Source organism: Halovenus carboxidivorans (genome assembly GCF_009831575.1).
Taxonomy (GTDB): domain Archaea; phylum Halobacteriota; class Halobacteria; order Halobacteriales; family Haloarculaceae; genus Halovenus; species Halovenus carboxidivorans.
Genome location: NZ_WUUT01000003.1, coordinates 267,950 through 287,039, shown reverse-complemented (window position 1 = coordinate 287,039; position 19,090 = coordinate 267,950). Strand labels below are relative to the sequence as shown.

Annotated in this window: 22 protein-coding genes; 12 read left to right on the top strand and 10 right to left on the bottom strand. The window is 65.0% G+C overall.

What is annotated here, in order from left to right:
• Positions 1-53: 53 nt before the first annotated feature.
• Positions 54-296 carry a DUF7123 family protein gene (locus tag GRX03_RS09435; protein WP_159763953.1) on the bottom strand — a complete coding sequence of 81 codons (243 nt, stop codon included), beginning with the start codon at positions 294-296 and terminating at the stop codon, positions 54-56.
• Positions 297-631: 335 nt separating this feature from the next.
• Between GRX03_RS09435 and pyrH the strand changes: the two genes are divergently transcribed.
• Together pyrH and lysS are read left to right on the top strand one after the other, a co-directional pair.
• On the top strand, positions 632-1,321 hold the full coding sequence (pyrH, locus tag GRX03_RS09430) for a UMP kinase (RefSeq protein ID WP_159763952.1): 690 nt from the start codon (positions 632-634) through the stop codon (positions 1,319-1,321).
• The gene (lysS, locus tag GRX03_RS09425; protein ID WP_159763951.1) at positions 1,318-2,958 is read left to right on the top strand and encodes a lysine--tRNA ligase; all 1,641 of its coding nucleotides are present in this window, start codon (positions 1,318-1,320) and stop codon (positions 2,956-2,958) included. The genes pyrH and lysS overlap by 4 nt, the downstream gene beginning before the upstream one ends.
• 4 nt (positions 2,959-2,962) lie before the next feature.
• Here lysS and GRX03_RS09420 read toward each other — a convergent pair whose 3' ends face one another.
• The gene (locus GRX03_RS09420) at positions 2,963-3,364 is read right to left on the bottom strand and encodes a pyridoxamine 5'-phosphate oxidase family protein (RefSeq protein ID WP_159763950.1); all 402 of its coding nucleotides are present in this window, start codon (positions 3,362-3,364) and stop codon (positions 2,963-2,965) included.
• Positions 3,365-3,462: 98 nt separating this feature from the next.
• On the opposite strand from GRX03_RS09420, the gene GRX03_RS09415 reads away from it, so the two are divergent.
• Positions 3,463-5,238 carry a site-2 protease family protein gene (locus tag GRX03_RS09415; RefSeq protein WP_159763949.1) on the top strand — a complete coding sequence of 592 codons (1,776 nt, stop codon included), beginning with the start codon at positions 3,463-3,465 and terminating at the stop codon, positions 5,236-5,238.
• A 210-nt stretch (positions 5,239-5,448) separates the two neighbouring features.
• On the top strand, positions 5,449-7,080 hold the full coding sequence (locus GRX03_RS09410) for a M48 family metalloprotease (protein ID WP_159763948.1): 1,632 nt from the start codon (positions 5,449-5,451) through the stop codon (positions 7,078-7,080).
• On the opposite strand, the gene GRX03_RS09405 is transcribed toward GRX03_RS09410, so the two are convergent.
• The 3 genes from GRX03_RS09405 to GRX03_RS09395 all read right to left on the bottom strand — a co-directional run bounded on the left by GRX03_RS09405 (position 7,077) and on the right by GRX03_RS09395 (position 9,365).
• Positions 7,077-7,328, bottom strand: coding sequence for a hypothetical protein (locus GRX03_RS09405; protein WP_201289211.1), 252 nt, complete (start codon positions 7,326-7,328; stop codon positions 7,077-7,079). The two genes, GRX03_RS09410 and GRX03_RS09405, sit on opposite strands and share 4 nt — an antisense overlap.
• Before the next feature lie 27 nt (positions 7,329-7,355).
• Positions 7,356-8,348, bottom strand: a complete 993-nt coding sequence (locus GRX03_RS09400; RefSeq protein WP_159763946.1) for a radical SAM protein — start codon at positions 8,346-8,348, stop codon at positions 7,356-7,358.
• Between the two features lie 69 nt (positions 8,349-8,417).
• A complete protein-coding gene (locus tag GRX03_RS09395) occupies positions 8,418-9,365 on the bottom strand; it encodes an isocitrate lyase/PEP mutase family protein (RefSeq protein ID WP_159763945.1) in 948 nt (315 codons plus the stop codon).
• Positions 9,366-9,686: 321 nt separating this feature from the next.
• On the opposite strand from GRX03_RS09395, the gene GRX03_RS09390 reads away from it, so the two are divergent.
• The 3 genes from GRX03_RS09390 to GRX03_RS09380 are packed head-to-tail and all read left to right on the top strand — an operon-like array spanning position 9,687 to position 12,470.
• Positions 9,687-10,559, top strand: coding sequence for a CheF family chemotaxis protein (locus tag GRX03_RS09390; RefSeq protein WP_159763944.1), 873 nt, complete (start codon positions 9,687-9,689; stop codon positions 10,557-10,559).
• A 49-nt stretch (positions 10,560-10,608) separates the two neighbouring features.
• Positions 10,609-11,376 carry a ribonuclease H-like domain-containing protein gene (locus GRX03_RS09385; RefSeq protein ID WP_368278255.1) on the top strand — a complete coding sequence of 256 codons (768 nt, stop codon included), beginning with the start codon at positions 10,609-10,611 and terminating at the stop codon, positions 11,374-11,376.
• 56 nt (positions 11,377-11,432) lie between these two features.
• Positions 11,433-12,470, top strand: a complete 1,038-nt coding sequence (locus GRX03_RS09380; protein ID WP_159763943.1) for an iron transporter — start codon at positions 11,433-11,435, stop codon at positions 12,468-12,470.
• Between the two features lies 1 nt (position 12,471).
• Here GRX03_RS09380 and GRX03_RS09375 read toward each other — a convergent pair whose 3' ends face one another.
• Together GRX03_RS09375 and GRX03_RS09370 are read right to left on the bottom strand one after the other, a co-directional pair.
• Entirely contained in the window at positions 12,472-13,731 is a 1,260-nt protein-coding gene (locus GRX03_RS09375; RefSeq protein WP_159763942.1) for a DUF7405 family protein, read from the bottom strand.
• A 44-nt stretch (positions 13,732-13,775) separates the two neighbouring features.
• On the bottom strand, positions 13,776-14,765 hold the full coding sequence (locus GRX03_RS09370) for an MBL fold metallo-hydrolase (RefSeq protein ID WP_159763941.1): 990 nt from the start codon (positions 14,763-14,765) through the stop codon (positions 13,776-13,778).
• A gap of 203 nt (positions 14,766-14,968) precedes the next feature.
• Here GRX03_RS09370 and hisB point away from each other — a divergent pair, with 203 nt between their 5' ends.
• Together hisB and GRX03_RS09360 are read left to right on the top strand one after the other, a co-directional pair.
• Positions 14,969-15,556: an imidazoleglycerol-phosphate dehydratase HisB gene (hisB, locus tag GRX03_RS09365; protein ID WP_159763940.1), complete on the top strand. Its 588-nt coding sequence runs from the start codon at positions 14,969-14,971 to the stop codon at positions 15,554-15,556.
• 98 nt (positions 15,557-15,654) lie between these two features.
• Positions 15,655-16,158, top strand: coding sequence for an amino acid-binding protein (locus GRX03_RS09360; RefSeq protein ID WP_159763939.1), 504 nt, complete (start codon positions 15,655-15,657; stop codon positions 16,156-16,158).
• Between the two features lie 59 nt (positions 16,159-16,217).
• Here the strand turns inward: GRX03_RS09360 and GRX03_RS09355 are convergent, their stop codons facing one another.
• Together GRX03_RS09355 and GRX03_RS09350 are read right to left on the bottom strand one after the other, a co-directional pair.
• On the bottom strand, positions 16,218-16,583 hold the full coding sequence (locus tag GRX03_RS09355) for a hypothetical protein (protein ID WP_159763938.1): 366 nt from the start codon (positions 16,581-16,583) through the stop codon (positions 16,218-16,220).
• A 181-nt stretch (positions 16,584-16,764) separates the two neighbouring features.
• Positions 16,765-17,127, bottom strand: a complete 363-nt coding sequence (locus tag GRX03_RS09350) for a hypothetical protein (RefSeq protein ID WP_159763937.1) — start codon at positions 17,125-17,127, stop codon at positions 16,765-16,767.
• A 169-nt stretch (positions 17,128-17,296) separates the two neighbouring features.
• Between GRX03_RS09350 and srp19 the strand changes: the two genes are divergently transcribed.
• Genes srp19 through hisA form a run of 3 tightly spaced genes read left to right on the top strand, consistent with a single transcriptional unit; the run spans position 17,297 to position 18,566 of the window.
• Positions 17,297-17,575 (top strand): signal recognition particle subunit SRP19, encoded by a 279-nt coding sequence (gene srp19 / locus GRX03_RS09345; protein ID WP_159763936.1) that lies wholly within the window; start codon positions 17,297-17,299, stop codon positions 17,573-17,575.
• Between the two features lie 23 nt (positions 17,576-17,598).
• Positions 17,599-17,799, top strand: a complete 201-nt coding sequence (locus GRX03_RS09340; protein WP_394351728.1) for an H/ACA ribonucleoprotein complex subunit GAR1 — start codon at positions 17,599-17,601, stop codon at positions 17,797-17,799.
• Positions 17,800-17,840: 41 nt separating this feature from the next.
• The gene (hisA, locus tag GRX03_RS09335) at positions 17,841-18,566 is read left to right on the top strand and encodes a 1-(5-phosphoribosyl)-5-[(5-phosphoribosylamino)methylideneamino]imidazole-4-carboxamide isomerase (protein WP_159763934.1); all 726 of its coding nucleotides are present in this window, start codon (positions 17,841-17,843) and stop codon (positions 18,564-18,566) included.
• Here hisA and GRX03_RS09330 read toward each other — a convergent pair.
• Positions 18,563-19,072, bottom strand: a complete 510-nt coding sequence (locus GRX03_RS09330; RefSeq protein ID WP_368278253.1) for a 2'-5' RNA ligase family protein — start codon at positions 19,070-19,072, stop codon at positions 18,563-18,565. The two genes, hisA and GRX03_RS09330, sit on opposite strands and share 4 nt — an antisense overlap.
• Positions 19,073-19,090 lie beyond the last annotated feature (18 nt).

The window sequence follows — 19,090 nt, the reverse complement described above, 5'->3', positions numbered from 1 at the left end:
CCGAGTGAGAACACCGTCGGGCGGCCGGTGTCGCGGGGACCAGACACGACACGCTACGCCGGTTCGATACGCCAGGTGGTCGCACTCGTGTACGACCACTTCTCGATCTCCAGATCGGTGGCGCTGTCTTTGAGCTTGACCATCAGCGCACCGATCTCCTTGGGAGAGAGCCCGACCTCGTCCGCGATAAACTTGCTCTTGAAATACATCTCCCCGTCCTGGGCTTTCCCCTTGAGATACGATCGGAGCCGTTCCTCTTTCGACCGCGTATCGTCGGAGGACTGTGTCGTGCTCATGTCTACACCCGCACCAAAGCAGTACAGGAGTATATAAAGAAAGGAAGCTTCGTGTCGGTTTGGCCGCATTCAGGTTGAATCAGCGTAAAACGGACTTTTTACGACATCTTCTCTGCCCTCTATATCGTTTAAACGGAGATTTGAGGTAGTCTCAACCGACTTCCAGAAGGGAATTGTTTCGGCCAGACTGTTGGCGAATAATTGCCGCCTGGGAACAGTATTGCAGCAAAAGTAACCGGTAGGTCGCGTCTCCGCAGTCTCGGGCGCCCGGGACGACACCGCCTCAGCGCCGGCCTTGACAACCCTTAAGACCGAATCGCGGTTACGGCGAGGCAATGAAAGTGATCGTTTCAGTCGGCGGGAGCGTGCTCGCGCCGAGTGTCGAGTCAGACCGCGTCGCCGAGTACGGCCGGGTGCTTCGGGAACTCGAAGACGCGGGCCACACCGTCGGTGTCGTCGTCGGCGGCGGTCCGACCGCCCGGACGTATATCGGCGCCGCCCGAGAGTTGGGAGCGAACGAGATGGAACTGGACCAGTTAGGGATCGCTGTCACACGGCTCAACGCGCGGTTGCTGATCGCCGCGCTCGAGGACCGAGCAGTTCCGACGCCGGTCGAGACGCACGAACGGGCCCGTGAGGCGCTGCGGCACGGAGATATTCCGGTCATGGGCGGGACTACCCCGGGCCATACGACCGACGCCGTCGGGACCGCACTCGCCGAGTACACCGACGCGGACCTGTTGATCTACGCGACGAGCGTCCCTGGCGTCTACGACGCCGATCCCGACGAGGACCCGGACGCGACGAAACTCGACTCGCTGACGGCCTCGGAACTGGTCGACATCGTTTCGGGGATCGAACTCGCCGCCGGAAGCAACGCGCCGGTCGATCTGCTGGCGACGAAACTGCTGGAGCGGTCCGGGCTCCGGGCTGTCGTGCTGGACGGAACCGACCCGACGGCGCTCGCTCGGGCCGTCGACGGAACACACGACGGGACGGACGTGGTTCCGGAGGACGAACGATGACCGAGCGTACCGACCCGTACGCGGTGCTCGACACCGACCACGCCTTCTGGGCCGATGCTGTCGCCGACGCGGTCGAACAGCACAGCGACGGCGACCCAATCGTCATCAAAGGCGGCGTCTCCCCCTCGGGAGTGCCACACATCGGCCACGCGAACGAGATTCTCCGCTGTTATATCGTGGCCGAACTGCTCCGCGAGCGCGGTCACGAGGTCCGGCAGGTGTTCACCTCCGACGACCGCGACCGCCTCCGGGCGATTCCGCGACGACTCGCCGACCTCGACGGCAATCTCGTCGGACTCGGTGAGGTCGACGCCGGCGCGCTCGGACGCAACCTCGGCAAACCCTACACCGACGTGCCCGACCCGTTCGGTTGCTGTGACTCCTACGGCGCACACTTCACCGAACTGCTCCGGCGCGAAACCGAGAAACTCGGCGTCGATGTCGAGTTCGTCTCGAACACCGAACTGTACGAGTCCGGGCAGTTCGAGGACGTGACGCGACGCGTCCTCGAACACCGCGAGCAGGCCCGCGCGACGCTCGCGGAGTACCAGAACAAGGTCGACGACGACTACGTGCCCTTCTTTGCCCGCTGTAGCGACTGCGGCCAACTGACCGAGACCATCACCGACGTCGACCTCGACGCCGGGACGGTCTCCTATCGCTGTACGGACGCCGAGGCGGGCGGGGACACCATCGACGGGTGCGGTCACGAGGGGACGACCGATCTGCGGGACGGCAAACTCCCCTGGCGCTTCGAGTGGCCCGCACAGTGGAAGGTTCTGGGCGTGGATTTCGAGCCCTTCGGGAAAGACCACGCCGAGGGCTCCTGGCCGAGCGGGGTCGACATCGCTCGCAACGTCGTGGACGTGGAACCGCCGGTCGGGATGGTCTACGAGTGGTTCACGCTCGAAGGCGAGGCGCTGTCCTCCTCGGAGGGGAACATCGTCACCGTCGGGGAGGTGCTGGACATCCTCGAACCCGAGGTGTTCCGGTACTTCTTCGGGAAGGAGCCGCTCAAACAGCGGGATTTCAGCATCGAACGGATCGACCAACTCGTCGACGAGTTCGACCGACTCGAGGCGGTGTACTTCGACGAGGTAGCGGCCGAGGACAGCGAGCGCGAACTGGCCGAACGGCTTTACCCGCTGCTCGTCGACGAGGTTCGAGAGGAGCGGGTCCGGATCCCGTACACCTTCGCCGCCGTGCTCGGGATGACCGACGACCCGGAACTGCGCGAGGAGATTGCCCGGCGGGAGGGACACATCCCCGACGACGCGCCGGAGTGGGCCATCGAGGAGGCGCTGTCGCGGGTCAGACGTGCCCGTGAGTGGGCGCGGATCACCGAGAACGCCTTCGATTACGAACTCAAGCGGGCGGAGATGCCCGAGGCGGAGTTCGACGACCCGACGGCGGCGGCGCTGGACGATCTGGCCGAGTTCGTCGCCGAGGGACACGACGGCGAGGAGATCCAGGCGGAGATTTTCGACCTCGCGGAGGAGTACGACGTACCGGTCGGGGAGTTTTTCGGCGCGGGCTATCGGCTCTTCTTCGACGACGACGAGGGGCCGAAACTCGGGCCGTTTCTCGCACGGCTGGACCAGGAGTTCGTCGTCGACCGCCTCCGTCGCGAGCGGTAGCGGCTCACTCCGGATCCGCCGAGAAGGTCCGCTCCGGTCGGATCCGGAGGATGATCCGCTCGCTGACGATCTCTTCGGGGTAGGGCTCGCCGAAGTACCGCTGTGAGAGTTCGTCGATGTGCTCGCGGGCGCCCTCCGTGGTGATCTCCTCGACTTCGCCGCTGACCGAGAGGAACCGATACGGGTTGTCGGGATCGAGCATGCTCACGGAGACTGCGGGGTTTCGCTCGACGTTTTTGGCCTTCTGGCGGTGGCGTTCGGTGTTGACCAACAGGCGGTCGTCGGCCTCGTCGTAGCCGATCCAGACGGGGCTCGTGTGGGGGAGCCCGTTCGGGAACATCGTCGTGACGTGTGCGAACGTTGCCTTCTCGAAAAGATCGTGGAAGTCGGCCGGAATCTCAGCCATACAGGCCATGCGGTCGCCGGGTAATTAATACTCCGGGACTGCGGGCTCGAACCGACCGAACCAAACGCTCTTTGCTGGACCCGCCCATACTCCAGATAATGTTTGGCCTGTTGACGTGGGTCCTCCTCGGTATCATTCTCTACACCGCAGTTGCGATGGGGCTGAGCGCGCGCGGCTATCTCCCCAGTGCGGTGAGCGTGACCGGCCCGCTGACGACGATTCACACGAAACGGGGTCGGGCGGCCCTCAACAGGATCGCACAGCGCAAGCGGTTCTGGCGGGCCTGGGGGAATCTCGGCGTCGGTATCGCCCTGGTGGTGATGGCTATCGCCGGCCTCGCGGTCGTCCTCTCGGTGCCGGCGGTGTTCGCACAACCGGACGGCGCGGGCACGCTCGACAGCCCCGAGAACGCGCTCGTGATCCCCGGCGTGAACGACTTCCTGCCGCTGTCTGCCGCACCGGCAATCGTCTTCGGCCTGCTGGTCGGCCTCGTCGTCCACGAGGGCGGCCACGGCCTGCTCTGCCGGGTCGAAGACATCGAAATCGAATCGATGGGCGTCGCGCTGTTCACGATCATCCCTGTCGGCGCCTTCGTCGAACCGGACGCCGACGACCAGCAGGCGGCCGACCGGGGCGCACAGACGCGAATGTTCGCCGCCGGGATCACCAACAACTTCGCCATCTGCGCGATCTCGGCGCTGTTGCTCGTCCCACTGGCCGCCTCCGTGGCCGTCGTCCCCGGAGCGCCGGTCGGGACCGCAATCGACGGCTCCGGGGCCGCAGCGGCGGGTATCGAACACGGAGACGTGATCACGGAAATCGACGGGACGCCGGTCGAAAACGCCTCGGAACTGGAGGCCGAACTCGACCGGAACGCGGCCGCGACGGTCGAAGTCGACCGCCGGAACGCCGATTCAGTGACGGTCAACCGGCGGTTGCTGATCCTCGAACACGCCGAGGGCGTCGCGGACGATATCGTCGATGTCGACCCGCTGACCCAGGTGACGGCAGTCAACGGGACGACGGTCAACACCGAACCGGGTTTCGCCGCGGTCGTGGAGAACAGAGCCGTCGCCACCCTCGAAACCACCCGTGGCAACGCGACGATCCCGGTTGGGGCGTACATCGCCGAGGTGACCGCGGGAAGCGCGCTGGCCGAGGCCGGTCTACCGACCGACGGAACGTCGGTTACGATCACTCGGATCGACGGCACTCGGACCGCAAACGCCTCGGCGTACGAATCAGTCCTCGACAGCCGTGAGCCCGGGACAGAGCTCAGAGTCGAGGCGTACGTCGGCGGTGAGCGCCGCGTCGTCAACGCGACAGTCGACGGCGACGGGAGTTTCGGTGTGCCGGAGACAGTCCTGGCGAAGGGCTACAGCGGCTTCGTCTTCGACGATTTCGGCGCTGATCCGTACCCCGCCGAGCAGTTCCTCTCGTTTCTCGACGGGAGCAACGCCGCCGCGTTCCCCACGGTAACGTCGGTTCTCGTCTACTTCGCGAACCTGCTCGTGTTGCCGTTCGCGACGCTTCTGGACCCGAGCGTCAGCTACAACTTCGCCGGCTTCAACGGGGAGATGACCGCCTTCTTCGTGATCGAGGGGCCGCTCTCCGCGCTCGGCGGACTCGTCTTCACGGCGATCAATCTGCTGTTCTGGACGTGGTGGGTCAACTTCAACCTCGCGCTGTTCAACTGCATCCCGGCGTTTCCGCTCGACGGCGGCCACATCCTCCGGACGAGTTCGGAGTCTGTGGTCTCGCGGCTCCCCGTCCCGAACCGGCGGCTGATCGTGACGCTGTTTACCAGCATCGTGACCATCGGAATGGTCTTCGCCGTCCTCGTGATGGTCTTCGGGCCGGCACTGCTCGTCTGAGGACGACCGGCGCTTCTGTGCCGCACCGAGAGTCCGCGCCGTCCGGCACTTTCACTTTCACTCCGGCCGGATCGATTATATATCCCTCGCAGTCGTCAGTGCTGATAGAGGGAGACCCCCTCTTCTCGTCACACGCTCTTTCCCCTTCAGGTATCGCGCGTAGCCACGGGCTCTCCAAACGCTTACTTACCAGCCCGGAGAGAGGGCAGTATGCGACGAGGAATTGCGACCATCCTGACCCTGGGTCTCCTGTCGGGGTTTCTGCTGGCAATTATTCTGGGACTGATGATCGCACTCGGGACCGTCAGCCTCGGAGTCGCCGTTCTCGCCGTCGTCCTGATCAACGCGCTCGTGCTGTTCGTCGGACCGTGGTTCAACGACCTGTTGTACCGGTGGTTGTACGGCCTGGAGTGGATCAGCCTCGACGAACTCCGCGAGCGGTCGCCGGCCTCGGCCGCGGCGATCGGGGACGTGACGGAGGAGTACGGCTACGAGACGCCGAAACTCGGCTACATCGACGACCGAAACCCCAACGCCTTCACCTACGGCTCCGGCCGGTACAACGCCCGGATCGTCCTGACGGAGGGCTGTTTCGAGTTTCTCGACGACGAGGAGACCGCCAGCGTGGTCGCCCACGAGCTCGGACACATCACCAGCCGGGATTTCATCATCATGACTGTCGCTCACACGATTGTCCAGTTGCTGTATCTGATCGCAGTCCACGCCTGGCGATACGGCGCGGCCGGAGGATCCTCGAAGAGCCGGGCGGCGAGCGCGCTCTACGTCGTCGGCGCGTTGGCCTACCTCTTCTGGTTCGTCGGGGAGTACGCAGTCCTCTATCTGAGCCGCGTCCGGGAGTACGCCGCCGACCGCTTCGGCGCGGAGTACACCCATCCCGACGCACTCTCCGGCGCGCTCGTGAAGATTGCCTACGGCATCGTCATGAGTGAGGACAACCCCGAACTCTCGAAGGCCACTCGCAATATCGGAATCATGAACGTCCGAGCGAGCAAAAACGACGGGATGATGTATCACAACGCACAGGAGAGCGGCGACCCGGACCTGCTGCTCCGGTCTTTTCTGTTCGATCTGAAGAATCCGTGGGCGAAGCTACTCGAACTCACCTCGACACATCCCCTGACCGGCAAGCGAGTTCGCACGCTCTCGGAGATGGAGGGCGCGAGTCGCTTCGATTTCGACGATATTCTCCGCCGGTTCCCGGTCGACCGCGGCCGGATGTACCGCGGGTTCGCCCGTGACGTGGCCGTGCTCTCGCTGCCGACGCTGGTAGCGGTCGGTTATCCACTCGGCTACATCGCGTTCGCTATCGCCGGCGGCAGTTTCTCCGTTTCCCTGCTGGTCGGCGGCTGGCTCGTCGCCGTCGGCGGAGCGATCATCTTCCGCACCCGCTACAAGTTTCCGGGCGGCGACCCCGAGGAGACGACGGTGCTCGAACTGCTCGCGGACCCGTACGCCTCGCCGGTCCGAGGCAGGCGTGCGCGACTGTCCGGCGAACTCATCGGCCGGGGACAGGCCGGCTACCGGTTCTCACCGGACCTGATGTTCAAAGACGAGACGGGGCTGATGTACCTGAAATACGAGAGCTGGCTTCCGTTTCTCGGAAACCTTCTGTTCTCCGTCCGGAACGTTCCCGAACTCATCGGGGAACGCGTCGACATCGAGGGCTGGTATCTCCGTGGCCGGAGCCCGTGGGCCGGTATGCGGCGATTACACGCCGCTGACGATACGATCAAAAGCTACATCAACTACAGCGGGCTGATCGGCGGCGGACTGTTGGTGGCGGTCGGGCTCGGGATCGTCGTCCTCTTCTACCCGATCTAAACGTCTTCGCCCGCATCGCCGCCCACGCCGACGGCGTGTTCCGTTTCGATCGATTCGATTCCGCCGAGTTCGCAGAGGTCGTCGATGCGGTGCTGCGCGATCTCGACCCGCAGCGCGCCGAACTGCAGGCGGTCGGTAACCGTCCCCCCGACGGATTCGATGGCCGTTTCGAGGTCTTCGCGCTGCGTCTCGTCCTCGGCAGTCACGATCAACACCACCGCTTCGCCGTCGATCGGATCTTCTCGCATTCGCCGGACAGGGTGTGAGAGGTACATCTATGCGAGCGGTGTTCGTTCGACGACGGTCCCCTCGACCGTCGGATACTGCTCGACAATCTCGCCCTCTTCGAGGTCGCCTTCCTCGATCATCTCTTCGAGGAGCCACCACGCGAGTTCGACGTGATCGGTCTTGGTGGCGTAGTACTCCGCCGGCACGCCGAGTTCGTCGAGTCGGTCGCTGGACGCCCAGGTCTTGCCGTAGACCAAGGTCCCGTCCTCGGTCACCTCGTCGAACGGCCGGCGGATGTTCTGTGCCATCCGTTTGAGCCGGTTGCGGTGCTGGGCGGCGTCTTTGAACACGGAGGTGCAGAAGTAGACTTTCTCGTGGTCGCCCATGGTCTCCAGAATCTCGTGGCTGCCCTCGACTGCGCTCATGTGGCCCTCCTTGAGTTCGTAGCCTTCCTCCTGCATCCGCCGGAAGTTCCCCTGGCTCATCTCGAACTCGTTGATGTTACAGAAGTCCGCGGCACCCTCCTCGAGGAAGTCGAGAAACTCCTCTTCGGCGCGAATCCCCGGAATCTCGAAGGCCGGAGTGAGTCCCTCCTCACGGGCGATGTAGAGGATGTCTTCCCACTCGGTGCCGTGGAGGTCACCCCACTGCTCGAAGGGCGGGTGGAACCGAATCTCGTCGAGTCCCGCTTCCGCGAGTCGACGCATGTTCTCCCGGCCGCCGGTGATCCCGGTGTAGAGGTGGATGTGGTGATCCTCGCCGAACTCCTCTTTCAGCAGTTCGATGTACCGGCAGGTGCGCTCGAGCACCTCCTGAGGTTCGCCGCCGGTGATCGACGATCCCATCGCGTCCATCCGTTTCGCCTCGTCGATGATGTCCTGATCGCAGGTCACTTCGCGTTCGTTGGCGTAGACGTCGGTGACGTTTTTCCGGTTCTCGCCGAGCGGGCAGTAGAAACAGTCGCGCTGGTCACAGTAGCCGTAGACAAAGAGCACCATCTTGCCGCCCTCGGCGCACTGTTCACAGCCCTTCGAAATCATTGATCAGTACCTAACGCACCGATCTGTAAAAGGGATGCGAACCGCGGTCGTCACGGCCTCACCGACGGGTTACGCCCCGTCGACCTCGTCGCCCAGCGAGCCCTCGTATTTCCCCCGTTCGTCGTCGGGGAGATACCGGCGCTCCCACTCGATCACCTCGGGGAAGCCCGAGAACTCGTGCAGACTGCCGACCGGCTGGTCGGCGAACGTCTCGTCGATGGCCCGCATCGCGCCCACGGGATCCTCGGCGAAAGCCGCCATGTCCGCGTAGACGTTGGCGATAGTCGACAGGGTGGCCGCGAGCGGGAAGATGACCAGATCGAAGCCCCACTCCCGGAGGTCGGCGAGGTCGACGTACGGCGAACTGCCAATCCCGCCGACGAAATTGTAGACCAGCGGGCCGTCGACCTCCCGGCCGACCGTCCCGAGTTCCGCCTCGTCGGTCGGTCCCTCGACGAACGCCACGTCTGCGCCCGCGTCGAGGAAGTCGTTGGCGCGGACAATCGCCTCCTCGAGCGAGCCGTCAGCGGTCCCGCGAGCGTCAGTCCGGGCGATCAGGACGAGATCCTCGCCGCGGTCGTCGCGCACGTCCGCGGCCGCAGCGACCTTGCCGACGGCCTCCTCGCGGTCGATCACCTGCCGCCCTCTGGTGTGGCCGCAGCGTTTGGGAAACGTCTGGTCTTCGATGTGGATCGCGCCGACGCCGGCTTTGACGTACTCCCGGACCGTGCGGACGACGTTGGTGGCGTTGCCGTAGCCGTTGTCCGCGTCGGCAATCAGCGGGGCGTCGATCCGCTCCTGGATGTTCGCGGCGTTGTCGATCATCTCCGGCATCGTGATCAGGCCGGCGTCGGGGTAGCCGGTCGTGGACAGCGAGGTGCCGTAGCCGGTCATGTAAACGGCGTCGAAGCCGACCGCGTCGGCGACGGCACCCGTCATCGGGTCGTGGACGCCGGGACAGACCAGCAGGTCGTCGCCGTCGAGGCGGCGTCTGAGCCGAGCGCCAGCGGCCGTCATGCTCGGCCCCCGGCGCTCGTCGGGCAGTGTTCGCTGTCGGTGCCTATCGTGGTCGCTGTGGTTCTGATCATCGTCGGGAGCGTTGCGGTAGGTGGTCCTCGCGGCGATATCGGCGGCCGGTGCCGAGGGGTCGGTCCGTTACGACTGCTGTCGTGATCGGCCGGCTGATACGCTCACACCTACTCGACGTGTGGTCAACTCTGTTTCGGGATCGACTCGTCGCACGGCCTCCCGACGAGGGGTCCGCAGTGAGAGCCAGCGGCTCTTTTCGTCGTGGAGTAAGGCTAAAGAAGATCCTCCCCGATACGCCACTATCAGCGCATGTCGTCGGTCCTCGCAGACTTCACGGCACAGTTCACCGTCGAAGCCGACGCCATCGAGACGCCGACGAAGGGGCGGCTCGTCCTTCGAGACGACAAACTCGCCCTGGCGGCGACGGCCGACGAGCAGCTCGTGGTCCCCCTGTCGTCGGTGTTCGACGTTCGAGCTGGGTCCGTTCCGAACCTGTTCGAGCCACTCCCCGGAACGCCCGTCACGGTCGCGTTCGAGCGGGACGGACGGCGGGAGGTCGCGCTGATCGCCACGGATGAACAGACCGTCCGAAAGTTCACGACGATCCTGTTCAAGGCGATTCTCAACGGGAGCCGCGCCACGGTGAAACACCCGGCCAAGCTCGGCGGGCGCGTCCTCGGGACCGACTTTCGGAGCGCCGTCCTCGCCGTCGAACGGGAGCGGCTCACCTTCGAGACGGGCGAGGGACCGGTCGTCGTCGCGCTCGACGGCGTGATCGATTTCAGCCGCGAGCACAGGACGGTCGACGGCCGGGAACGACCGGTGGCGGTCGTCGATCACGTCCGAACCGGCGACACCATCACGACCGTCACAGCCACCGAATCGAATCGGCTCCTGTCGATTCTCGGGCGGTATCTCCGCCGGGAGTACGACGAGCAGATGGCTACACTCCGCGACCTCTCGCTGTCCGAGGGCGAGACCGAACTGCTGACCGCGCTCTACTCGACGGGAGACAGGGATATCGCGCTTGCGAGCGTGCTCGGGATCCCACCGGAGGAGGTTCAGAAACGGTTGCACGCCCTCCACGAAAAGGGGCTGGTGGAGTCCGGCGAGCACGCGCCAGTGCTCACGTCGACGGGACAGATCGTCGTCACGCAGTATCTCGAACGCGTCAACGCCTGACCCCACCGTTGATCGAAACGGTTAATTCGAGGGCTCACACAGTAGACCTGTGCGAGTCGAGAACAGTTTTCTCGGTGCGGAGGGGATCGGCGAGACCATCGAGCGTCGGCTCTGGCGACAGGGGGTGACCCACTGGACGGAGTTCGATCACGACTGCGAGGGGGTCGGCCCGACCCGCGCGGAGCGGATCGAGTCGTTCATCGAAGGGGGACAGCGGGCGCTCGAGAGAGGCGACGTGTCGTACTTCGAGCGGTCGTTCCCAACGGGAGCGCGGTGGCGACTCTACGAGAGTTTCCGCGACCAGGCCTGCTTTTTTGATATCGAGACGACAGGACTAGACAAGCGTTCCAGCGTGGTCACCACCGTGTCTCTCCATCGGGACGGGCAGACCCGGACGCTGGTCCGGGGCGACGATCTGACGCGGGAGGACCTGCTCGGCGCCTTCGAGGACGCCGGGCTGGTCGTGACGTTCAACGGCGCTCGCTTCGATATCCCGTTTCTCGAACACGCCTTCGATATCGACCTCGACCTGCCCCATATCGACCTGATGCCGACGTGTCGGAAGGTCGGCCTCTCCGGTGGGCTGAGCGAGATCGAACGCGAACTCGGGATCGGGCGAGAGCTTCCGGACGTCGACGGCCGGGAGGCGGTCCGGCTCTGGCACGAACACGAACGCGGCGTCGACGGCGCACTCGACCGACTCATCGAGTACAACCAGGAAGACACCGAGAACATGGTGCCCGTCCTCGAATCGGTCGTCGACCGACTGGACAGCGAGGTCGTCCCGGAGGAGGCGCCGCTCGCCGGGTCGGACTGACCGGCGCTGGAACCCCGATCAAAACGGTTAACAGCGGTTTCCCCTACAGCTAGATAATGAGGCGGCGAACGTTTCTGAAGAGTGGCGCTGCCGCTGGCCTCGTCTCGATGGCCGGCTGTCTATCCCTCGGGTCCGAAGCGCCGGACGTAGAGGCCGGACCGCCGTGGCAGCGAGACGGTGAGGTCTATCACACCGGTCATCAGGTCGGGATGCAGATGATTGGCTTCGCCGAAACCGGTTCGCTCACGGTGGGCGTCTCCTACACGTTTCCGACGCAGTTCTGGACGGTCGCCGGCGACCGCCGGAACCGCGTCGATCTCACGGACCGAGACGACGCCATCCACGTCATGGCCTCGGTGTGGGACACGGAGACAGAGACGGTCTTTCCGATTGCGTCCGGACTCGGGGTCACCCTCGACAAGGAAGGGACGACCCCGATTCAGAAGGCGATGTGGCCGATGCTCAGCCAGCAGATGGGCTTTCACTTCGGCGATAACTTCAACCTCGAGGAGTGGGGCGAGTACACGATCACGGTCGATATTGGCAGCCCGTCGCTGCGGCAGCGAGGCGGCCTCGAAGGGAGCTTCGAGGGGGCTGAGTCGGTGAGCTTCGAGTTCGACTTCGAGCTATCCAAGCGAAACCACGGCATCACGAGCGAGAGTCGTTCCGAACAGCGCGGCGCCCACGCCGCCGTCCAGCCGATGCAGATGTCGGCCCACCCGCTGTCGTTCGCGCCGGGTCCGAACGAGATGCCCGGTCGCCTGCTCGGACGAGCGACCAGCGGCGATGCGGTCTTTCTGGTCTACTCCGAGGGCTCCTCGCTCGTCGTCTCCCCGCGGACGCCGTTCAACGGCTTCGTGCTACCGCTGATGTCGCTGTCGGCCACTCACGAACGGGACGGCCAGACGGTCTCGGAGGGGTCGCTGACGCCGGCGATCGATCCCACCCGGAAGTACCACTACCGGCGTCCGGTCGACGAGGTCGAACCCGGCGACACGATCACGATCAGTATCGATGCACCGCCACAGACCGCCCGTCACACCGGCTACGAGACCGCGTTTCTGGAGATGCCCGACGTGACGATCACCGCCTGACTCAGGCGGTGACAGCCGGCAAGGCCCGCTCGGATCGCGGCGGGACGAGGAAGTTCCCGCGCCGAGCGACGAAGATGTACTGCAACAGCCCGTTGTTGACCCGTTGGCCGACCCCGTCGATGTCCTCCCCGGCCATCGCGCGGCGGACGCGGGCGTACTCGTCGATCGAACGCTGGTGAGCCAGGAAGTGCAGACCGGGGACGTCCCGGTCGGTCGTGTTGAAGTCCCGCCGCAACAGCGGTGCCGTCCCGTCGTCGTCCCGGGCGCGGGCGGCCTTCTGTGCGTGACCGACGATCCCCTCTGTCTGTGCGTCCGTTTCGGTCTCCTCGGCGGCTGCCGCGGCTCCCGTCGCGCTCCCCAGTTTCTCGCCGGTCTCACCGACCGATCCCGCTTCGGCGTGTCCCGGACTGAAGGTCTTGGCCACGCGCAGCCAGTGGTCCTCCTGGGTGAACCACGCCCGGAGCTGCATATCCAGGGTCTCGACGTGGGTGGTCGTCCCGCCGGCGTACGGTCCCGACTGAATCGTCACCCGGTCTTCGGGCGCCTGGCTTGACCGAAACCCCGACTCGAATCCCATAAACGCCGGCGTGTCCGCTGGCATCTCGTCGGGGACGCCCCCGACCTCGTCGGCTCGTTCGCTCGGGAGTCCGGAACCGAGAAAACCGGTCCGACGCGGCTCGGTCCGCTCGACGATTCCCGCCAGTGTCGCCGCCATCTCGACACCGTTGGGCCTGTCGATCTCGCCGAACAGCGCCGATTCGGCTTCGAGCACGACATCCGGCTGGTCACTCGCGAGGTGGATCAGCCCGTCGAACTGATCGAAGACGGGGTCCTCGATGCTCGTGAGCGCAGTCGGCTCCGGGATCGGTGCCTCCGCGCCGACCGTCCGGAAGTAGGAGGGGCCGTAGCCGACAGTAAAGAGCAGTCCGTTCGTGTCGTAGCCGTAGGCGGATTCGAGCGACCGGAAGGCGGATTCGACCGTCGCTGCGTCCTCGGCCGTCGGCTCACCGGCTAGATCGAACGCCAGCAGGACGTGGTGGTTCGGCAGTCGGTGGTTGCCGGCGTCGTCGGTGTCGAGGACCGCGTTCCACGCGTGCTGGCGCTGGGGACGCTCGCTCGGGTCGCCCGTCGGAACTGAAACCGTGTCGCCGTCCGGCGCTTCGCTCTGGGCGTCGAGACAGGCCGCAAGCGCCGCAGTCCCGCCGACAGCGACGAGCCGTTTGAAGTACTCGCGGCGGGAGACGGACTCTGAGGGACTCATTACAACCGTATTGGGGCGGCAGCCAGTTTACCGTTCCGGACCGCTCAGACCAGCGGCCAGCGCTGCTCATCGAGGGCGTCGAGGTCGGCCTCGACGCCCTCGGCGAGGCGATACTCGTCGCCCTCGCGTTCGACCACGCCGTCGCGTTCGAGATGTTCGAGATGGGCGTAGGACTCGCCGGGTCCGTGGAGGATGTGGATGTGTTCGAGGTCGCCGAACAGATCCGCGCTCACCGTCCAGACGCTGCACGGCCCGAGTCGGCGGAGCGCGTCGAGGACCCGCCAGGAGCGCTCCTCGTGGTGGTGGATGATATGCTCGGCCCGGGCGGTCGGATCGTCGATCGGATCGCGGTGACCCGGCCACGCCCGGTCATACTCCGCCTCGGCGATGCGGCCGAGGGTATCGAGATACTTCGCCAGCGGGCGTTCGACGCGAACGTCCGCGCCGCCGACGTTCGGGGTGTACTGCGGGAGCAAGGCGTCGCCGGTGAAGACCTCGCTGCTGCCGTCGATCTCGGCCTCGTACATGCACAGACCGGCCGCGTGGCCGGGGGCGTGAACCGCTTCGATCTCGATGCCGTTGATCGTGAACGTGTCTCCGCCTTCGATCGGCGTCACGGTCGGTGGGTTCTCGGTGTACGCGGACCCGTCCATCAGGCCGAACAGCACCTCCTGTCCGTCCTCGGGGATGGCCCACTCGTCGAAGTACCGCTCCTGCAGGTCGTGCATCTCCGCCCACGCGTCGGCGTCGCCGGCAACCAGCGGCGCGTCCGCGCTGTGGACGTGGACTGTCGCGTCCCCCTCCGCCTGGATGGCGCTCGCGAGCCCGATGTGGTCGCCGTGCCAGTGGGTCAGAAAGACGCGGTCGATATCCGAAAAGTCGATCCCCCGGTCGGCCAGTTCCTGGCGGAGTTGCCCCTCCGACCCCTCCAGCCAGTCGCCCGTGTCGATCAGCGCCGTCTCCGGCCCGTCGTCGAACAGGTAGGCGTTGTTGTCTCCCTCGAACGCCGCGTTGGACAGCTCGATCCGTTCCATACCACCCCTCCGCGGGGCTGATAAAAAGAGACTTCGACAGCGGTGTTTCGTGTCGACCCGGGACGGTCGCTGGTATCCGTGATTCCTCGACCGCAGACTCGGAGAACCGGAAAGCCCCCGGTCGGCCTACCGAGTCCTGTATCGGTAAAGAAACTCAGCAGGGAGGCACAATCGCCAAATACCAGGCCCCGCTCAGTTGGGGTATGAGCGAGCGCACCGCCGCAGTCACCCGCGAGACCGCCGAGACCGACATCGACGTGACCCTCGATCTCGACGGCGACGGCGACTCGACAGTCGAGACGGGCATCGGGTTTTTCGATCACATGCTCGATTCGTTCAGCACACACGGCCTGTTCGATCTGACTGTCGACTGCGACGGAGATCTGGAGATCGACGACCACCACACCGTCGAGGACGTGGCGATCACTCTCGGCGCCGCGTTCGAGGAGGCACTGGGTGACAAACGCGGCATCTCCCGGTTCGCCGACCGGACGGTGCCGATGGACGAGTCCCGCGGGCGGATCGTCCTCGATATCAGCGGCCGCCCGCACTTCGAGTTCGACGGCGAGTTCAGCCAGGACTCAGTCGGGGGGATGACCAGCCACATGGCCCGACACTTCCTGCGCTCGCTCGCGATGAACGCCGATCTGACGCTTCACGCCTCCGTCACCGGCGAGAACGCACACCACGAGATCGAGGCGCTGTTCAAGGCGCTCGCGCGGGCACTCGACGACGCGACCCGGATCGACGACCGCCGGGCCGACACCCCGAGCACCAAAGGCGAACTCTGAGCGGTTCGACCGTGGATACTGTACAGGAATGAACAGATCCGGGCAGTAGTGGGCAACTATGCCCAACGCATATAACGCTGCGGCGATACCGTCCGGATATGTTCGAGGAGATCATGCAGAAGTTCTCCGACTCGCCGAGCCAGCAGGAGGTCATTCGCCTGCTGTTAGAGCGGGGGTTTTCCGTCAACGACGACGGGCGCGTCGTCTCCGGGGGGATCGAGATCCCGAACACGGGAATCGCCCGCGAGATCGGCGTCGACCGGCGGGTCGTCGACTCGACGACCGACGCGATTCTCGCGGACGAGGAACTCCGCCCGATCTTTCAGAACATCTCTGCGGTCCCGAGTCTGATGGATCTCGCGCCGGTGCTCGATCTGGCGGTCTGTACGGTCACCGTCAGAGACGCCGAGGAGTCCGGAATCGTCGCGGAGGTGACGACGGCCATCGCGGGCCACGACGTGTCGATCCGGCAGGTGATGACCGAAGATCCGGAGTTCACCGACGAACCGAAACTGTACGTCATCACCGACGATCCGATCTCGGGGACGTTGATCAACGACATTCGATCGCTACCGTTCGTCGAGCGGATCGAACTCGCCTGACTGGCCGATGTGTGACACTACGAGACCGCGATCAAACGAACAGCAACAGTGCGAATCAACTACTGGTCGTCCGTTCGACTCCCGGAGACGTACTCCACGAACTCGCTGACGGGGAAGCTTTCGTCGTAGTCGAAGGACGCGAAGATTCCTTCGTACCGATCCGAGGGAAAGAAAAACGCGATAATATCGTCGAAAAACAACGTCTGCGCGTTGAACTCTCCTTCTCCGATTAGTTCTTTGAAATCCTCTCCCGTGACGTGGTTCGCCATTATGAGTTGGTACGCTTCGTCGAATTCGTCGTCCGAGTACTCGCCTTCTACGTCGTCTCGAACGTACTCGATGTCGAAGGAGGTGTTGCTCAGGTTGGCAACGACACGGGGCGTGACTCCGTCGAAATGCTGAATTGCGTCGGAAGTTTTCGACATGCCGACATATTTTCGGCTCCGTTGAAAAATTAGTCGATCTGTATGCACGCTACGCCTTCCGCGGCAACGTCGACAGTGATCTGGCGACGGTACGGCTCGCCAATCACCTTCTGTCGTGGATTATCCGGCGGAGAAGTGAGACACTGCACTCGAAGACCCGGACACGAGCCGTCCCACCCCCTCACTCCGTCTGTATCGTCTCCGTCTCGCTCTCGGGCGGAGTCAGCTCGACTGTGTGGCGGGTGTGACGGGCGTGTGTCCTGGCGAACCGCCGCGCCGGTCGCTCACCGAGGAACTGCTCGCCGTTCGGGCACTCCCGGCAGTCGACCTGCCACGGCGTCACGTCGTCGGGGTAGTGGCCGGTGTGGCGGTAGTGGTCCATTGCGAACTGTTCGACGGCGTTGTTGCCGGCGTGTAGCTCTTCGAGTTCGTAATCGAGATCCCACTCCCGGTCACAGCGCGAACAGGAGACCGTCGGCGTTCGATCCGGCGGATCCTCTTCGGGGTCGGGAAGCGCGTCTCGTCCGTCGTCGGGGTCGTCCATACGTCGGCTTCGACCGGCCGGGATTTGGGAGTGTCGTCTGCGAAATCCGGAATGCGTTCGGGGGACGCCGCCCAGTCGTCCCTCCTCGCTCACCCCTTCGAGGCCCTCACGTGCGTTCGGACCTCGCTAGTCAAAAAGAGGTTTGTACCGCCGCCCCGCATCCCTCTGTATGGTCGAAAACGTCATCTGGCCCGCCTATCTCGACGCCGACCTCTCACGGGAAGAAGGGCGACGCGTCTCCTTAGATCTCGCGGTCGAGGAGCCAACTGTCGACGAGATCGCACAGGCCGTCCAGCAGGTCGGCTACGACGCCGTGATCGAACGCTCGAAGACCTATCCCCGCGAGTACGAACCCCGGGGTCGCGTGCTCGTCAAGGGAGCCGACGACGCGACCAAAAGCGACCTGCTTCAGGCCACCGCGGCCTATCTCGACGCGATCCGAGCATGAAGCGCATCGGCGAGGCGGTCCGTATGGCGCAGGGAAAACTGATCGTCCGGAGTCCCGACGAGAGCTATCCCGACCTCGGGACGGAGATCGTCGACGAGAACCTCGACGGCGTCGGGACGGTCGTCAGCGTCTTCGGCCCCGTCGAACGGCCGTATCTGGCCGTCCTTGCCGACCACGACCGCCCCGCGCTGTTGATCGGGTCGCCGCTGTACGCGCGGACGTGACTAATCGACACGCTTTCGACGCTCTGTCGCCACCTGCCGGTATGAACGACTTCGAGGTGATCCCGGCCGTCGACATGCAGGACGGACAGGTCGTCCAACTCGTCGGGGGCGAGCGCGGAACCGAAACGACCTACGGCGATCCCGTCGAGGCGGCGACGGAGTGGGTCGAAGCCGGCGCAGAGACCCTCCATCTCGTCGATCTCGACGGCGCCTTCGAGGGCGAACGGAAGAACGCCGACGCCATCGAGGCGATCGTCGAGGCCTGTGACGTGGACCTCCAACTCGGCGGCGGAATCCGGACCGCCGTGGACGCCCGCGAACTTCTCGATCAGGGGATCGACCGGGTGATCCTCGGCACCGCCGCCGTGGAGAACCCCGACATCGTCGAGACGATCAGCGAGAGCCATCCCGGAGCGGTCACCGTAAGCCTCGACGCCAAGGACGGGGAGGTCGTCGTCTCGGGCTGGCAGGAAGGCACCGGACTCGATCCGGTCGAGGCCGCACAGCGCTACGAGGAACTCGGTGCGGGTGCGATTCTGTTCACGAACGTCGACGTCGAGGGACAACTGGCCGGCGTCCGGACAGAGCCGGTCGCCAGACTCGCCGAGGCAGTCGACATCCCGGTCATCGCAAGCGGAGGCGTGGCGACGGTTCAGGACGTGCTCGCCCTGCGAGATGCGGGAGCAAGTGCCGTCGTCGTCGGGAGCGCACTCTACGAAGGCGAGTTCACGCTCGACGAAGCACAGCAGGCCATCGCTGACGCCTAAGCGGGAAGAGAGACAGTGCTGATCTGCTGGTTGTGCGTCGCGTCCCAGAAGATCAGTTCCGAGACGGACCACTCGATCGGCTCGATCTCGCCAGTGACCCGTTCTGCCATCTCTCTGGAACCGCCGCGGGCGATGGTGACGTGTGGGCTGTAGCCGTCGCCTTCGATCTGGTCGTCGACGGGATCGAAGACCTCCGCGAGCCGTTCGTGCAGAGCCACGAGTCCCGGCGACTCGACGACGAAGTGGACGACCGGCGCGGAGCCGACCGGCGGGTCGGAGAAGAGATCGATCTCCTCGATGCGGACCTCGAAGGCCGGCTGGCCGCGCAGCAGTTCCCGAGTCCGGGCCTCGATCCGGTTGTACGGCGCGTCCGGGTCGCTCGCGAGCCGTTTGACACCGAGGGTGTGTTCACCGCGGTTGCGGACCCGGGCCTGTGGGAGTCGGCGTGCGACCTCCCGGGCGGCGGTCGCGACCTCGGTCGGAACCGGCACGTTCAGGCTATACACGCCCTAACCCACGGCGAT

Excerpts from the sequence above, each read along its gene's own strand:
- GRX03_RS09340 (WP_394351728.1), top strand. The coding sequence starts at position 17,599 with ATGGCGCAGGGAAAACTGATCGTCCGGAGTCCCGACGAGAGCTATCCC.
- GRX03_RS09395 (WP_159763945.1), bottom strand. The coding sequence starts at position 9,365 with ATGACGGCCGCTGGCGCTCGGCTCAGACGCCGCCTCGACGGCGACGAC.
- lysS (WP_159763951.1), top strand. The coding sequence starts at position 1,318 with ATGACCGAGCGTACCGACCCGTACGCGGTGCTCGACACCGACCACGCC.
- hisB (WP_159763940.1), top strand. The coding sequence starts at position 14,969 with ATGAGCGAGCGCACCGCCGCAGTCACCCGCGAGACCGCCGAGACCGAC.
- srp19 (WP_159763936.1), top strand. The coding sequence starts at position 17,297 with ATGGTCGAAAACGTCATCTGGCCCGCCTATCTCGACGCCGACCTCTCA.
- GRX03_RS09390 (WP_159763944.1), top strand. The coding sequence starts at position 9,687 with ATGTCGTCGGTCCTCGCAGACTTCACGGCACAGTTCACCGTCGAAGCC.
- GRX03_RS09405 (WP_201289211.1), bottom strand. The coding sequence starts at position 7,328 with ATGCGAGAAGATCCGATCGACGGCGAAGCGGTGGTGTTGATCGTGACT.
- GRX03_RS09370 (WP_159763941.1), bottom strand. The coding sequence starts at position 14,765 with ATGGAACGGATCGAGCTGTCCAACGCGGCGTTCGAGGGAGACAACAAC.
- GRX03_RS09400 (WP_159763946.1), bottom strand. The coding sequence starts at position 8,348 with ATGATTTCGAAGGGCTGTGAACAGTGCGCCGAGGGCGGCAAGATGGTG.
- pyrH (WP_159763952.1), top strand. The coding sequence starts at position 632 with ATGAAAGTGATCGTTTCAGTCGGCGGGAGCGTGCTCGCGCCGAGTGTC.
- GRX03_RS09355 (WP_159763938.1), bottom strand. The coding sequence starts at position 16,583 with ATGTCGAAAACTTCCGACGCAATTCAGCATTTCGACGGAGTCACGCCC.
- GRX03_RS09410 (WP_159763948.1), top strand. The coding sequence starts at position 5,449 with ATGCGACGAGGAATTGCGACCATCCTGACCCTGGGTCTCCTGTCGGGG.
- GRX03_RS09420 (WP_159763950.1), bottom strand. The coding sequence starts at position 3,364 with ATGGCTGAGATTCCGGCCGACTTCCACGATCTTTTCGAGAAGGCAACG.
- GRX03_RS09375 (WP_159763942.1), bottom strand. The coding sequence starts at position 13,731 with ATGAGTCCCTCAGAGTCCGTCTCCCGCCGCGAGTACTTCAAACGGCTC.
- GRX03_RS09350 (WP_159763937.1), bottom strand. The coding sequence starts at position 17,127 with ATGGACGACCCCGACGACGGACGAGACGCGCTTCCCGACCCCGAAGAG.
- GRX03_RS09435 (WP_159763953.1), bottom strand. The coding sequence starts at position 296 with ATGAGCACGACACAGTCCTCCGACGATACGCGGTCGAAAGAGGAACGG.
- GRX03_RS09380 (WP_159763943.1), top strand. The coding sequence starts at position 11,433 with ATGAGGCGGCGAACGTTTCTGAAGAGTGGCGCTGCCGCTGGCCTCGTC.
- hisA (WP_159763934.1), top strand. The coding sequence starts at position 17,841 with ATGAACGACTTCGAGGTGATCCCGGCCGTCGACATGCAGGACGGACAG.
- GRX03_RS09360 (WP_159763939.1), top strand. The coding sequence starts at position 15,655 with ATGTTCGAGGAGATCATGCAGAAGTTCTCCGACTCGCCGAGCCAGCAG.
- GRX03_RS09415 (WP_159763949.1), top strand. The coding sequence starts at position 3,463 with ATGTTTGGCCTGTTGACGTGGGTCCTCCTCGGTATCATTCTCTACACC.